Origin of the sequence: Streptomyces poonensis (genome assembly GCF_014650915.1) — a bacterium.
GTDB lineage: Bacteria > Actinomycetota > Actinomycetes > Streptomycetales > Streptomycetaceae > Streptomyces > Streptomyces poonensis.
The window spans coordinates 220,325-234,546 of record NZ_BMVW01000003.1 but is presented as its reverse complement, the minus strand read 5'-3'; the positions used below and the strand labels follow the sequence as shown (position 1 = coordinate 234,546).

The following is a 14,222-nucleotide window of genomic DNA, read 5'->3' as shown; positions in this document are numbered from 1 at the left end:
GTTGCCCCCTGTCTCCCTCCGCGTCTTCTCGGGCGGTGGTCACCTCCAGCCACGCCCATGGTCTTGCCGCCGCGCGCGTCACTGACCGTGAGGCAGCACGGAGCCCGGCTGCCGGTCGTGCCCCGTGTAACCCGTCTCAGTTCTTCTCAGTTCTTCCCCTCGATGCTCACCGGCTGGTCGTTCCGCAGCTCGGTGAAGAGCCTCTTCGCCTTCGCCTCGTTCCAAGTCAAGGCGCTGCCCTTGGAGGTGCGGAGGCCGAGGCCGTCCACGGGGACGTTGAGCTGTATGCCGTTGCCGCCCGAGACGCTTCTCATCGCCTGGAACAGCGACGCCAGAGTCGGCAGGTCCATGTCCTCGTCCACTACGAGGGTGTCCAGCGCGGCGCTCAGGGCCGGGTACGCACGGGACGGGTCGAGCGCGGTGCCCGGTTGTGCGGTTCTGTGGGCGAGGGCGGAGAGGAACTTGCGCTGGTTTCTGGAGCGTCCCAGGTCACCGTCCGCCTCCTGGTGCCTCTGGCGGACGAACGCCAGCGCCTGGGCGCCGTTCAGGTTGTGACAGCCTTTTTCCAGGTCGGCTCCCGACTTCGGATCCTTGATGTGCCGGTCCACGCACATCTCCACGCCGCCGACCGCGTCCACGACACCGACGAACCCCGCGAAGCCGATCTCCGCGTAATGGTCGACGCGCACGCCCGTGTTCAGTTCGACGGTACGGACGAGCAGCCGGGGCCCGCCCACGGAGTAGGCCGCGTTCAGTTTGTTCTTCGACGCCCGGTGGAGCTTGCCGGTGTCCGGGTCGACGTACGACGGGAGGGTCACCCAGGAGTCACGCGGCAGACTCACCAGCGTGGTGCCGTGGGCGCCGGTGTGCAGGAGCATCATCGAGTCGGTGCGACTGCCTCCGGCCGTGCCGGTGTGCAGCTGCTTCCTGGCCCGCTCGGACAGGCCGTTCCGGCCGTCGGAGCCCACGATGAGGTACGTCGTTCCCCTCCCTGACGGCGGACGGTGCGCGACCGCGCTCAGGTCGACGGACCTGTCGAGCCTGAAGTCGGCCCAGGCGTAGGTGCCCCCGCCGGTGACGGCCAGTGCGCAGAGCAGCACTCCCAGCAGGCGCGCGATGCGGCGGGGCCGGCTGGGGCGCACCCAGCGGGGTCTGGTGCTGGAGCTGCGGCCGCCGCCCTGGTGCCCGGGGTGGTCGCCGCCGCTCCGGTGCGGGGCGTGCTCGCCGGCAGTGCCGCTGCCGTACGGCGCGACGACGGGGCTGTCGTACGGGATGACGGGCGCCTGACGCGGGGAGGTGCTGCGGTGCCACACCTGCCCCGATATCACCCGAGGCTCCTGTGTCTCCCCGTTCCCGTTCCGTCGGCCGGTGGTGAGCCACCTGTCCGGTCCTTCGCTCATGGGGTGGACCATCCTCATCACCTCAAGGGCAGCTGTCGTGCGGCGATCGGTTGTCTGAGCTGCTCACTGGCGGCGGTGCCGGACCGCTGCATGCGGTGCCACCTCAGCCGTGTGCCGAGCAGGAGGGCGACCACGGACTGGATGACGACCAGGTACATCAGCTGCCGGTAGACGAAGAGCTGCAGCGGCAGCGACCACAGGGTCCGCAGGCGTTCGCCGTCGAGTCTCAGGGCGTAGCCGGCGCACAGCAGCTGGACGGTGAGGAAGCCGAGCCACACGCCGGTCGACCGCACGGGGTCGGTGAACAGCACCCCGTACACCGCGAAGAGGTCGACGACCGGTGCCAGCAGCGGCAGGATCACCTGGAAGAGGGTCAGATAGGTCAGTCCGCGGCGGGCGAATCGTCCGGCCGGGCCCACTTCGAGGACGGCCCCGCGGTGCTTTCCCATCGCCTGGAGGGTGCCGTAGCACCAGCGGTAGCGCTGCCGCCACAACTGGCGCAGCGAGGTGGGCACTTCCGTCCAGGCGACGGCCGACTCCTCGTAGACCACCCGCCAGCCGGCCCGCCACATGGTCATCGTGAGGTCGGTGTCCTCGGCGAGGGTGTCCTCACTGACCCCGCCGACGCCCATCAGCGCGTCCCGGCGGAAGGCGCCGATGGCTCCCGGCACCGTCGGCATGCACTCCAGCACCTCGAACATGCGCCGGTCGAGGTTGAAGCCGAAGACGTACTCCAGGTGCTGCCATCTGCCGAGCAGGCCGCGCCGGTTGCCGACCTTGGTGTTACCGCTGACGGCGCCGACGGCGGGATGGGCGAGCGGCTGGATGAGCCGGTGCAGGGCGTCGGCCTCGAAGACGGTGTCGGCGTCGACCATCACCACGATGCCGTACGAGGCGTTTGCCAGGCCGGTGTTGAGTGCGGCCGCCTTCCCCGAGTTGGGCTGCCGGATCACTCGCACCCGGGGGTCGTCGATGCGGGTGGCGAGGTCCGCCGTCCGGTCCGTCGAGCCGTCGTCGATCACGATGATCTCGAGGTGCGGGTGGGTGGAGGCGAGCAGCGAACGGACGGTGGACTCGATCCCGGCCTCCTCGTTGTAGGCGGGCACGAGGACCGTCACGGGTGCGCCGACCTCCCGCAGCCAGGGCGCTCCGGGGCGGAGGCGGGTAAGACGCCGGACATGGGCGCGGGCGAAGAAGGTCAGCATCAACAGCCGCAGCAGGCCGAGCGCTCCCGCCACGACCAGCACCCAGGTCATGACGTGCGTGAACGTGTTTCCGGCGGTCACCGTCCAGTTCAGCCCCCTGCCCTGCCACCGCTCGAAGGCGGTCACCCGGGTGTGGGCGGGCGGCATGCCGACCGCGTCCGTCACGGTGGTGAACCGGTCGGCGTGCGGGTCGTCGAGCAGCTTCTCCGTCTCCTGGTACGCCAGTTCCGTCTGGCTGAACTGCCGGATCAGGCCGCGTGCCGGATCACGGTCCGGCCGGTCGGCGGCGACCAGCACATGGCCGTCCGCGGCGGCGCTCCGGGCCGCCTTCCCCTCGGCGCCGCACAGCGTGTCCACCTGGCTGGTCAGCGGCATCCGCAGCAGGCTGGTGCGGATGCCGGCCGTGCCCGCGAGAGTCTTCCGGGTGAGGGCCAGTTCCATGGCGAAGCGGACGCGCGACGAGGAGCCGAGGTCGGCTCCGGTGTACGTGTTCGAGCCGATCTCGTGGCCCTCGTCGAGGATGCGCCGGATCAGGTCCGGATGGCGTGCCGCCTGGGCTCCGAACACGAAGAAGGTGGCGCGCGCGTGGTGCTTGCGGAGCAGGTCCAACAGGCGGGGGGTCCACTCGGGATCGGGACCGCCGTCGTAGGTGAGGGCGACGGTGCGTGGGGGCGCCGCGGCGGAGGACACCTTCTCCGCGCCGAGACGGCGCAGGACGGGGCCGCTCTCGTCCACGGCCCTCGGCACGGGCCTGGTGCACGGGCGCCGCGTCTTGGCGGCGTCCACCTCGTGGATGGTCCAGCCCTCGAAGAGCAGGGCGGCGAAGACCAAGGGCAGAGTCAGGGCCAGCAGCCGCCAGTGTCCGCGGGGATCGCGGGAACGGGCGTGCCGACGTCGCGCCGAACGGCTCACCCCACCGTCCCCGGATCGGCGTCGAGCACAGCCGGATCGAGGTTTGTCCGGCGGAAGCCGGTGGCCGGCGTGACCGCTCCCAGCCCGGTGTGAGGCGGCGCCGGCCGGTCACCGGCCGGGAGGGCCGCCCGGGCGGCGGGTCGCGTCGGCACCTGGGCGGGGCGGTCGGGGCGGTCGGTGCGTCCTCGCCGGCCGGCTGCCGCCCGGCATGTCCCCGGAGTGCATCCACCGCGCTGTCCACGTCCGTCCCCAGGAGCACACTCAGCGACGCACGCCTGGTCGGAAGGCGTCGATGCGGGGGTGCGGACGGCACGTCCGGCCGTGGGCCGCACCGTCCTCGCACGCCGGCCGACGGTGTCGGGACCCGATGAAGGGCAGGGTGATTTCTTCCGGTTTGTCTTCCGGTCGAACTCTTGCATGGGCGGCGAGTGTAGCCATCGCCGGTGCCGTGGGTGGCCGAAACGGGATGAGCGCTGCCGCGCCCCCTGGAGAGTGTCACACTGGCCCCACTGGTGCGCCGGACCGAGTCGTCACGGGAAAGTGAGCCCTCGCATCCCCCTTGCGCGTAAGCGAACTTCTGGGGTCACGCCCCCTCCTTGTCGTTGTTTTTCAGCCACCCCGTCGGCATAGGGTGCCGGGAGCCGAGGGAGGTGCACGTGCCGGGGCCGAGGGCACCAGGTCACCGCCCGTGGTGCTTCAGAATGGCTTCGCACCACCTGAGCTCGCATGTGGTCGAGTGATCAGCTCGCGCGGTGACACTCGTCGGTGAGGCCGGTGCGTGTTGAAGTGCTCCGCGTAGGCATGGAGAACTTTCCCGGCGTGGCCGCGGTCGAACAGCAGGGTGCGGTCGGTGCACTCCTCGCGGACCGAGCGTACGAAGCGTTCCGCACGCGGGTCGCAGTGGGGACTGCGTGGGGGTGACGGGCCCTATGGCGACTACGGTCGGGAGGGCTCCAGGGTGGCTGCGCCCGCCACCGTGGCCGCCGCTGCCGCGGCGCCGGCGGCGGCCAGGAATCCCCAGGTGTAGCCCAAGGGGCGGTCGACGACGACTCCGGTGACGGCAGAGCCCAGGGCGGCCATGGACAGGTTGACGGTGGTGAGCCATGTGTACGCTTCGTTCAGCAGATGCTCCGGTGTCGCCTCGGACACGAGCTCGGCCTCCACGGTGAGCGCGGGTGCGATGACGGCTCCTGAGACGAAGAGCAGGGCGCCGAGCGCGTATGAGTTCGGCATCAGTGACCATGCCGCGTATCCGCAGCAGAGGGCCACGAGGAGGAGCAGGAAGCGGCGGCTGAGCGATCCGGTGAACTTGCGGCTTCCGTACCAGAGCCCCGCTGCCGCGCTTCCCATGCTCCACACCGCGACGAGGATTCCGGTTGCGCTCTCAGCGGCGGCGCCGTCGTGGGCTTTGGTGTAGGCGGCGATGGCGACGGGAGCTCCGCCGAAGGAGAAGGCGATGCCCGCCGCGCACAGCAGCAGGTGCCGCAGGACGGGTTCCCGCAGAGGCCCGACGCCCCGCGTCGCAGCGCCGTTCGAGCGTAGGCCGCGCATGGCATGGCCGCGTGCCACCGCGAACGTACCGAACCCTGTGCACAGGCAGGCGAACACCAAGGCCGCCGCGGGCCCGGCCGTACCGGCGCTGGTCTCCAGTGCGTCGCCGAGCGGACTGCCGATGAGTATGAAGGCGGAGAAGATCAACGGCCCGACGACGAAGACCAGCTCGAACAGGGTGGATTCCGCTGCCATGGCCGCCTGCCGGAGATCCGAGTGGCCGCTGTCCGCGTTGGTGAGGGTGGTCCACGCTGCACGTAGCGCGGGGCTGATGGCCGGAAACGCCGCACCGGAGAGTCCCGCCACGCCGCAGAGGAGGATCAGCGGCATCCCGGCCAGGACCGCGATCAGCAGGAGCACCTGCAGCACCGCGTACGCCATCGCGTAGAGCGGCAGGACACCCGCAGCTCCGAAACGGTCGGCGAGGCGACCGGCCACGGGCGCGGTGGCCGCGGTGGCCAGGGAGATACTGGCGACCACGAGCCCGGCTTCGCCGAATCCGCCGGTCGTCTCCTTCACCAGCAACAGCCAGGCCAGGACGGTGACGCCCTGGCCGAGGCGGGCGACCACACCGCCTACGAGGAGCATCGGCGCCCCGGGTATCCGCCACAGACGTCGGTACTGCGTCAAGCCGGTCATCGTGCGTCTCCACAGGCCCGCCCGGTCACCCGGAAATCGCGTGCGGTGATCCTTATGGCCTCCTCGACAACCTCGCTGGTCGGGCCGCGGAACCGGAAGCGGCCGCCGACGTGCTCGTAGTAGGCGCCCGCGTCGGGGAGCACATCGCCGGGGCTGAGCAGTTCCTCCGAGTACGGTCCCGGCCGCCGACCGGTCATGGGGGTGATGCCGGTGACCACACACGGACGTGTCGCCGGGGCCGGGACGAGGAGCCATCCGGCGGTCTCCGTCGCCGGCCTCGGCCGGAAGGACGACGGCCGCTCGCCCAGCGCGATACGGAAGGCGGCTTCCATCAGGTCATAACCGTGCACGTCCTGCCACACATACGGAATCTCGGCGCCGCCGACGCGGGCGCCGACCTCCAGGAACGTGCAGAGGGGTTCGCCGGTACCGTTGGTCGTGTCGACGAACAGTTCGAGGTGGAAAGGGGTGGGGGCGGATGTCAGGGCCCTCAGGACCCGGACGGCGAACTGGCCGGTCGCCTCAGTGATGGAGGGCCGGTCCTCCTCCACGGAGCCGAGAGGGCTGCCGCCTCGGAACTCCAGGCAGGTGTTGAGGTAGCGCGAGGACTTCCAGCAGAGGAGGTCCCGTCCGTCGAAGACGCCGTCCACGTGGTACACGGGATGCGGATTGAGGCTCTGCACAATCTGCGGCTGCTCCCCGTCGAACGGCAGGGCGGCCAGTTGCTCGTCGCAGTCGATACGCACGACGCCCTCACTGCTGCTGCCGATCCGCGGTTTGAGGACGACCGGCCAGCCGTGGACGCGGGCGAAGGAACGGATCACCGATGGGTCGGGAGCTTCGGCCGTCGCAGGAACCGCGAGTCCCGCCCGGCTCACTGTCTGTACCATCGGGTACTTGTCCCGGAACGGACGCAGTTCTGCCGGGCTGCGCGCACCGCAGTTCCACTCGGCCGCGAGCTGTGCCGCGGTCACCAGGTCGTCCTCCTTCAGCGCGACGATCGCGTGGGGAGGGCCGTGGCGGACGGCGAGTCCTTTCAGTTCTTCGCGGACCCGGGCCAGGTCGTCGGTGGCCTGCACGATGACCAGTTCTGCGGCCTGTGCCGGAACGGACGCCATGCCGACCTCGGTGGTGAGGTAAGTGACGGCGTGAGCGTGGTGATCCAGGTACCGCTCGTACGTGGCGCACCGCGACCGCCACCGGTGCAGGATGACGATGTGCGGCCGGAGCCCGGTCATGCCGTGTCCCCCGTTTCCTCCAGTGCGTAGAACCCCACCCCGTCGAGGTACTGCACGGTGTTGAGATCACGGATCACGATGTGCTCGGAGGCGTGCGCCAGACCGATCATCATCGGCTCGGTGGTGTCGTTCACGGTCAGGGGCAGCCGGTCGCCCTTGCGTACGGCGATGTGCACGTTGTGAAAGCTCTCCAGTGCCGTCACTTGAGGCAGGAGAGGGTACGAGGCGAGGATTCCGGTGACCGGGGAGGTGAGATACGCCATGGCGACGTGCCGCTCCGTCCGGTGCGGCTCGCGCACCGTGGTGAGGAACCGGTCGGGGCGCAGATAGGCGTCAACGGTGCGTTCGATCTGTGACTCGCCGGCCGCGAGGTGCGCGAAGTACGCGGCGTCCGCTCCGCACAGCCGTATCCCCGCCTCGACCAGCCGTGGTCCGTCGGAGGTGAGCATGATCTCCAGATGGGCCGGACCGTACCGGACTTCGAGAGCGTCCAGCACCTCGAAACCGTACTCGATGAGACGGGCACGCTCCGGGGTGCCGTCGTGCACCGAGACGGCCGCGCTGATGCGGTCGGTGACACCGTTCGCGGAGATCTTCTGGTAGCGCCACACGTCGGTGGCCCTGTGCCGGCCGTCGCAGCTGACCGTGTTGACGACGTACTCGGTGCCTCCGAGGTGTTCCTGGACGACGACGCCTTCGTTGCGCAAGGAGAAGATGTTCGTGGCGGCGCTGATCTCTTCGTACGCGGCAGCGGTCTCGTCCGGGCTCGCACAAAAGGTGACACCGTCGTTGCCGGCGCTGCGGACGGGCTTGACGACCACACGGCCGCCCAGTGTGTGATGCCAGTCCGCGGCGTCGCGCGCCGACGTGGCAAGGTGCTGGCGTGTGCCGGGCAGCCCTGCGGCCTTGATGGTCTCGATCTGGGTGTACTTGTGGCGGCGCGCGGTGCTGAGGCGGGTTCCGTTGCTGGCCAGGCCGAGCATCTCGCTGATCCGGTCGGCGAGTTCGACTCCCAGTTCACCGCCGGTGATGACGGCGAGCGGATCGTGGGCGGCGACGGCCTTGGCGGTCTCCTCGAAGTCGCCGTGATGGACGATGTTGTCGGCGAAGTCGTGTAAGCCCAAGCCGCTTCCGTAGACCGGCGGTACCTCGGGTGTGCTTTGTACGCGCACCACGGAGCGGCACGTCTGCTGGAAGGCGCGGGCCAGTCGCATGGTCGGCGCGTACACGTCGACCATGACGATGCTGCCCTGACTGTTCGGCATACACTCCTCAGCTCTCGTGGTCGAGGTCGGTCAGGATTTGCAGCAGATGGTCGATGTCCTCGGGTGTGTTGTAGAGATGCAGGCTGACGCGGACGGAAGAGTCCTTCTCACCGGCTTGGGCCTGGCAGTGGCCGTCCGCGCGCACCATGAGCCCGTGACTGGCGAGGATGAATCCGAGGTCGTTCGAACCGATCCCGCGGTGGCGGAAGGTGACGATGCCCTGCCTGCGCTGCACAGCGGAGTCAGCGGTCAGGCTCAGGGGACAGCCGAGGATCTCGTACGAGCGGAGCTTGCTGAGGCCGTCGGTCAGCCTGAGCCCGAGGTCGACGGTCCAGTCCTCGATGCGCTCGAGCCCGGCCTCCTCCAGCCAGTCGAAGGCCGCGTGCAGGCTGACGACGCCGCTCGTGTTGGGGCTGCCGTTCCATCCGCCCGGCTCGAAGCGGTGGCCCCGCCTGCCGCGGGCCCACACCGCTCCGATACCGGGCAGCGCCATGGCCTTGTGGCCGGAGAACGCGACGAAGTCGACATCGAGGTCGCTCATGTCGACGGTCTTGTGCCCGATGCTCTGGGCGGCGTCGAGGCAGATGACGACCTCTGGACCCACCGTGGCCCGGATGCGGTGCACGTTCATGTCGGCGCCGTAGACATGGTGGACATGCGTTGCGGCCACGAAACGAGTGCGGTCATTGACCAGGCCGGCGAGGGCCTGCTGGTCGTAGTCGTGAGAATCCGCTTCGTACGGCATCTCCCGTATGACGACGCGCGTGCCGCGCTCGGCGAGCAGCCGCTGTGTCTCCAGCCACGGCTGGGCGTTGGCCTGGTGGTCGGCGAACGGAACGATCATCTCGTCGCCGTCCGTCAGGCAGGAGACGAGCCAGTCACGGGCGACGGTGCGCAGCCCCTCGGTCGTGCCGCTGGTGAAGTGGACCTGGGACTGCTCGGGTTCCGGGTCGTGCAGGAACGTCTTCACCCGGGTTTCGGCCTGGTCGATCAGGGCCGTGGTCCGATTGGCCCAGGTGTAGGTGCCGCGGCCCGCGTTGGCGTTGGAGGTGGTCAGGTACTGGTGGACCGCGTCGAGTACGGCCTGCGGCTTCTGGGAGGTGGCGCTGCTGTCCAGGTACCGCAGGGCCGGGTGCCCGGTGATGATGGGGAACTGGGACCGTAATGCGGCCTGCCACTCACTGAGATCGGATGTCTGATGCGGTGAACGGCCGAGTGGGCACGACATGTCAATCCCTTCCCAACGGAGCGCCGGCATCACGCCAGGCGATGATGCCGCCGGTCAGACTGCGGACGTCGGTGTGCCCCATGCGGGTCAACAATGCCGCGTACCTCGCCGACTGCTCGCCCACCGGGCAGGTCAGCAGGACGGGCTGGCTGCGCCCGAACGGCAGTCCGCCGTGGAGGAGCTCGGCGAAGATCTCGTCGACGATGTTGACGGAGCCCGGGATATGCAGGGCACCGAAGGCCATTGCGCCCCTCAGGTCGACTACGAGAGGACGGCACTCGGCCATCCACGTCCGGGCCGAGATGACGTCGATCGTGGGGGCTGCGGCAAGTTCGGCCTGGGTCAGGGTGGCGACGGAGTTGGTGCGAGGCGGCCGGCGCAGCAGTTCGGGGCGCCGCTTCCGTATGTAGCTCATGTAGCTCTCGACGCGGTCGCAGACGATGAACACCGCGGTCCTGCGATCGGTGAGCTGTTCGTCGATGGTCTGCAGGTGCTTGACCGCGCCGAAGTAGGCGGCGCCCCCGGTAGGACCGGCGAGCATGCCGCAGCGCCGTACGAGGGTCAGCGTGCCGTCGATGGCCTCGTCCGCGGAGACGGACTCGATCGTGTCGTAGGTGGCGGGGTCGAACAGGCCGACTTCGTGGACTTCGTCGATGTTGCGGATGCCCGGGATGAAGTCCGACTTGTGGGCGACCAGACCGATCACGCGCACGTTCGGATCGTGGGCGCGCAGCGCCTGGGCGGAACCGGTGGACGAACCGGCGGTGCCGACCGCGGCGATGAAGAAGTCCGGGGCGGCGCCGAGATCCGTGATGATCTCAGGCCCCGTGGAGGTTCGGTGCGCTTCGACGTTCAAGGGGTTGTAGTACTGGTCCGTGTGGACGTAGGCGGGTCCGTCGGCGGACAGCATCTGATGGATCTGGGTGAGCGGATCCTCGGTGTTGGTCGGGTCCAGGCACTCCGCCTGCCCGGGAAGTTCCTCGATCTCCGCTCCCAGCAGCAGGAGCAGGTCCTTGATCTCCGGGACCTTCATACGGTTGGTGACGCTCTTGAACGGCAGGCCGTGCATGCCCGCGATGACCGCGAGAGCCTTGGCGGTGTTGCCGCTGGAGAGCTCGACGACGGTGCGCTGCCCCTCGTCGGCAGCCAGATGCGGCCGTGCCATGTTCCAGGCGGCTCGGTCCTTCACGGAACCGAACGGGTTGAGCATCTCCAGCTTGGCGTACAGATCGATGTGCCGCAGGCCGTGCACCTGCGGTGCGATGCGCACGAGCGGAGTGTTGCCGATGACCTCGGTGATGGAGTCGTACCTCAACAGTCCTCACTTCCAGAGGTGATGGGCCAGTAGTTCTCGTCCAGACACCAGCGCCACCGGCCGCCGTCCTGATAGGCGGCGACCTTGCGGGCGATGGGCTGGTGCAGAGCGTGATCAGCGCTGAAGTCCATGAAGTAGCCCGCTGTGTTGGGGAACGTGAGCAGATCGCCGGGGCTGGGCCGGTGCGGCAGGAAGACCATGCGGCGGGTGATGAAGTCCGCTTCCAGGCACAGGTTGCCGATCAGGTACACCCCGACCGGGCCAGTGGACGGACAGGTCCGATCGGGCCGGGGAACGAGAACCGGGTCCATGAGGACGCCGTGTTCCTCCAGGCTGACGTCGGAGGCGTTCATCTCCAGGCGTACGAAGCACTCCCCGCCGGCATTGTCGCGGACCTCCAGCACCCGAGCGAGGACGACGCCGCACTGGTCGACCAGGGCCCGGCCCGGTTCGATATACAGCTCGTGAAGGTTCTCCAGCAGCAGCGTGGCCAGGGGACGGCTCAGCGACGGCGCTTGCAGTCCGAGCAGTTCATCCAGGTAGCGAGGGCCGGCGAGCGGCCGGTGCGCGGGGTAAAGACCAAGGGCGCCCCGCAGCGTACCGCCCTCATTGCGCAGTCCGTAACCGTGGTTCCGCCATGTCAGGGGAGGCCGACTGCCCAGCACCGCGTTGGACAGTTCGGATGTGAAGGTCTCCCATTGGGCGCTGTCTGCCAAGTAGTTCACACCGAAGCCGCCACCGATGTCGATGACGTGCGGGCTCAGTCCGCGGGCCGCGCACTCGTGCATCAACGCGATGCAGCTCTCGAGGGCGGTGGCCTTCTCGGTGAGCCCGATGGTGTCGAGGTGGTGGGCGATCCCTGTCAGCCTGACTGTGTCCCGGTGCCGTTCCAACGCGTCGAGGAGCCGTGAGAAGGCGTCGACAGGAGTGCCGAACCGGCTGCGCCGGCTCAGTACCGTGGCACCGGTGCTGTCGAACTCCGAGAGCCTCACCAGCACACGGGCGGGAGGCAGTTGATGCTTGGTGACGATCGCGACCAGCGTTTCCAGTTCGTCTGCGGAGTCCAGATTGACGGTCACGCCGGTGCGTGCGGCCAGCCACAGGAACTCCGGGCTCTTGGGGCCTGTGGCCATGATCCGGTCGGGAGAGAAGCCACTGCCCAGTGCATGCCGGAGCTCGCCCAGGGAGGCGATGTCGATGTGCGCGCAGGTGTCGGCGAGGCGCCGTACAAGGGCGCTGGAACGGTTCGCCTTGTGCGCGAAGTACACCTTGCCGCTCAAGTTGCGTCGCTCGTAGACCTCTTGGAAGCGCCTGAGGTTGTCGGCGATCTGGTCGGGCAGTACGACGTTCAGCGGCGAACCCAGCGCGCCGGCCAGCTGGTGCAGGAAGCCCTTCGTGCCAAGGAGGGACGTCAGGCGGTGCTCCAGTCGCGGAGCAAGATATAACGGTGCAGTCATGGTAGGCGGCTCACTTCTCGTCTCAAGACCTGAACACCATCGGCCCGGCTCTGCCGGGCAGGGTGGAGTGCGGTCGAAAAGCTCGTGACTCCATCGTGAGTGCCTGGTTGCAGGCAGCGCTGCACTAGCCACTGCAGCTCGGTCCGGGAGGCGGACCCGTCGGCGCCGGCCCGGGCACCGTCGCTGATCTCGCGAGGGTGCCCGGGCCGTGTGTTCCGCAGGCACGTGGCCTTCAGGTGAGCGCATCGCCCAAGCAGCGTGCGCAACTGATCACCTGGCGGGCTTGATCTCGCATCCGGGGAACTGGTCACCGTCGTCGCCGGTGCAGCGGTCCTTGCCGGCACCGCCGTTTGCGAGATCGTTGCCCTTCCCGTCACGTGCGTCCAGGTAGTCGTCCCCGTTGTAGCCGTACATCCGGTCGGGGAACTCGCCATCGCGGCCTACGACGAGCCGGTCCCTCCCCGAAGTGCCGTACGAGACGTCCCTGTCTGTCCCGCCGTCGAGGTAGTCGTTGCCCCAGCCCGAACCGAAGTCGTGACTGTCGCCCCCGTGCAGGACGTCCCCGCCTGCTCCGCCGCTTATCCGGTCATTGCCACCGAAGCCGCGCAGTCGGTCGTTGCCGCTGTCGCCGTTGATGGTGTCGTGCCCGCGGTTACCCGCGACCAGGTCTGCGCCGGAGCCACCTCGGATGGTGTCGTTGCCCTCGCCGCCGCAGATGATGTCGGCGCCGCCGTTGCCAGCGATGCGGTCGTTGCCGCCGAGTCCGGCGATGACGTCGCTACCCGAAGTGCCGCGAAGGCTGTTGGCGCCTCCGTCACCCCAGATGGTGGCCACCTTCCCATAGCAGTGCGGAGGTGCGGCCGTGGCCGCGTTCGCCGGCGCCATCGAACCGGCGAGGGGAGCCAGCATGGCGCCGGCGCCGATCAGCGCGCTGCACACCATGCGCATCGGACGGCCGGGCTGAGCGAGCGTTCGGTATTTCATCTTTGCTTCCTTCCGTGTTGGGGCGTCAGTCGTGAGGCGGAACTGGTCGTGCCGCCCTATGAGCGTGGTCCCTTCTGCGTGGTCCCGCCTGCGTGGGGGGATCTGCGTGGGTGTCGTCCTGGTGGTGGATGGGTGCGCCGTCGTCCCGGGCGGCGGTCGTCTGTGAGGTGCCCGGCCGTGCGCCGGTGCCTTGGCGGGCCGGACCCGCTCGCACGGCGAACGGGTCCGGTTCCGGGGTCCGGGGCCCTGGCCGGCGCGGATGGGCCGCGCGGACCGCTTGCAGGGCCCAGCGCATGCGGTCCACGGCCGTCTCCGGGCACTCGCCGTAGGCGACGGCGAGCGCCACGGCACAGCCGCGGATGCCGCCGTGGGCGCGGACGGACCGCCGCACGGCCGCGGCGATCTCCTCGGCGCCCGGTGCCGCGGACATCGGCACATCGCTGCTGAACAGCGCCTCCGCCCGGGCCACCGTCAGCGGGTCGGGCACGGGTCCGCCGGTGAGGGCGTGGCCCGGATACGGCCGACGAGACTGCCGGCGGTTGTCGTCCATGGCTCCTGCACACCTTCGCGTGGGTCCGAGGGTTCCTGCCGGGCCGGTCGCCGGCCCGGTGCCCGCGCCTTCCCACGGGCTGCGCCGTGTGCTTCTCGGCTGCCGGTCGCCGCCGTTCGCCCGGCGCCGGACAAGCCCGTGGAAGGAGCGTCCGGCAGGGGGGTGCCGAAGTCCGCGACGCCGGACCAACCTCGGAACGCAACGATGTAAGCCCTGGTCACAGGACGTGTCCGACGTTCTGGTACCGGACAGCACCGGACGCCGAGGAGGTGTCTCCGCGGTGATGCCCTCGCCGACGAAGACGGCGTCGAAGGCTGCGATGAATTCCGCGTCGCGGTCCCGGACCAGGTGGGTGAAGTCGGCAGCCCGGTCGCCGAAGTGCCGGAGCAGTGGGTGAGCCTGCTGGGTGTCCCATGCGGTGGTGGGATGAGGGGCCGGGAGTCCGATGGTGTCCACGTGGAAGAAGTCGGTGGCCGGC

9 protein-coding genes and 1 pseudogene are annotated in these 14,222 nt (G+C 69.3%); all 10 read right to left on the bottom strand.

The window, feature by feature from the left end:
• Nucleotides 1–146: 146 nt before the first annotated feature.
• A complete protein-coding gene (locus tag IE242_RS11100) occupies nt 147–1,400 on the bottom strand; it encodes an LCP family protein (protein ID WP_189857930.1) in 1,254 nt (417 codons plus the stop codon).
• A 17-nt stretch (nt 1,401–1,417) separates the two neighbouring features.
• Nucleotides 1,418–3,517 (bottom strand): bifunctional polysaccharide deacetylase/glycosyltransferase family 2 protein, encoded by a 2,100-nt coding sequence (locus tag IE242_RS11095; protein ID WP_189857928.1) that lies wholly within the window; start codon nt 3,515–3,517, stop codon nt 1,418–1,420.
• A 696-nt stretch (nt 3,518–4,213) separates the two neighbouring features.
• Nucleotides 4,214–4,423, bottom strand: a pseudogene (locus tag IE242_RS37625) (integrase core domain-containing protein); the annotation flags it as partial.
• A gap of 30 nt (nt 4,424–4,453) precedes the next feature.
• The gene (locus IE242_RS11085; RefSeq protein WP_189857926.1) at nt 4,454–5,707 is read right to left on the bottom strand and encodes an MFS transporter; all 1,254 of its coding nucleotides are present in this window, start codon (nt 5,705–5,707) and stop codon (nt 4,454–4,456) included.
• The gene (locus IE242_RS11080) at nt 5,704–6,945 is read right to left on the bottom strand and encodes an ATP-grasp domain-containing protein (protein WP_189857924.1); all 1,242 of its coding nucleotides are present in this window, start codon (nt 6,943–6,945) and stop codon (nt 5,704–5,706) included. The genes IE242_RS11085 and IE242_RS11080 overlap by 4 nt, the downstream gene beginning before the upstream one ends.
• Nucleotides 6,942–8,210: an ATP-grasp domain-containing protein gene (locus IE242_RS11075; RefSeq protein WP_189857922.1), complete on the bottom strand. Its 1,269-nt coding sequence runs from the start codon at nt 8,208–8,210 to the stop codon at nt 6,942–6,944. The genes IE242_RS11080 and IE242_RS11075 overlap by 4 nt, the downstream gene beginning before the upstream one ends.
• Nucleotides 8,211–8,217: 7 nt before the next feature.
• The gene (locus tag IE242_RS11070; protein ID WP_189857920.1) at nt 8,218–9,438 is read right to left on the bottom strand and encodes an aminotransferase class V-fold PLP-dependent enzyme; all 1,221 of its coding nucleotides are present in this window, start codon (nt 9,436–9,438) and stop codon (nt 8,218–8,220) included.
• A gap of 1 nt (nt 9,439) precedes the next feature.
• Nucleotides 9,440–10,753 (bottom strand): pyridoxal-phosphate dependent enzyme, encoded by a 1,314-nt coding sequence (locus IE242_RS11065; protein WP_189857918.1) that lies wholly within the window; start codon nt 10,751–10,753, stop codon nt 9,440–9,442.
• The gene (locus tag IE242_RS11060) at nt 10,750–12,210 is read right to left on the bottom strand and encodes a Y4yA family PLP-dependent enzyme (protein WP_189857916.1); all 1,461 of its coding nucleotides are present in this window, start codon (nt 12,208–12,210) and stop codon (nt 10,750–10,752) included. The genes IE242_RS11065 and IE242_RS11060 overlap by 4 nt, the downstream gene beginning before the upstream one ends.
• 270 nt (nt 12,211–12,480) lie before the next feature.
• Entirely contained in the window at nt 12,481–13,194 is a 714-nt protein-coding gene (locus IE242_RS11055; RefSeq protein ID WP_189857914.1) for a calcium-binding protein, read from the bottom strand.
• Nucleotides 13,195–14,222 lie beyond the last annotated feature (1,028 nt).

What these genes read in the sequence shown, in the direction of transcription:
- IE242_RS11100 (WP_189857930.1), bottom strand. Translation starts at nt 1,400, where the DNA reads ATGAGCGAAGGACCGGACAGGTGGCTCACCACCGGCCGACGGAACGGG.
- IE242_RS11085 (WP_189857926.1), bottom strand. Translation starts at nt 5,707, where the DNA reads ATGACCGGCTTGACGCAGTACCGACGTCTGTGGCGGATACCCGGGGCG.
- IE242_RS11080 (WP_189857924.1), bottom strand. Translation starts at nt 6,945, where the DNA reads ATGACCGGGCTCCGGCCGCACATCGTCATCCTGCACCGGTGGCGGTCG.
- IE242_RS11075 (WP_189857922.1), bottom strand. Translation starts at nt 8,210, where the DNA reads ATGCCGAACAGTCAGGGCAGCATCGTCATGGTCGACGTGTACGCGCCG.
- IE242_RS11070 (WP_189857920.1), bottom strand. Translation starts at nt 9,438, where the DNA reads ATGTCGTGCCCACTCGGCCGTTCACCGCATCAGACATCCGATCTCAGT.
- IE242_RS11060 (WP_189857916.1), bottom strand. Translation starts at nt 12,210, where the DNA reads ATGACTGCACCGTTATATCTTGCTCCGCGACTGGAGCACCGCCTGACG.
- IE242_RS11055 (WP_189857914.1), bottom strand. Translation starts at nt 13,194, where the DNA reads ATGAAATACCGAACGCTCGCTCAGCCCGGCCGTCCGATGCGCATGGTG.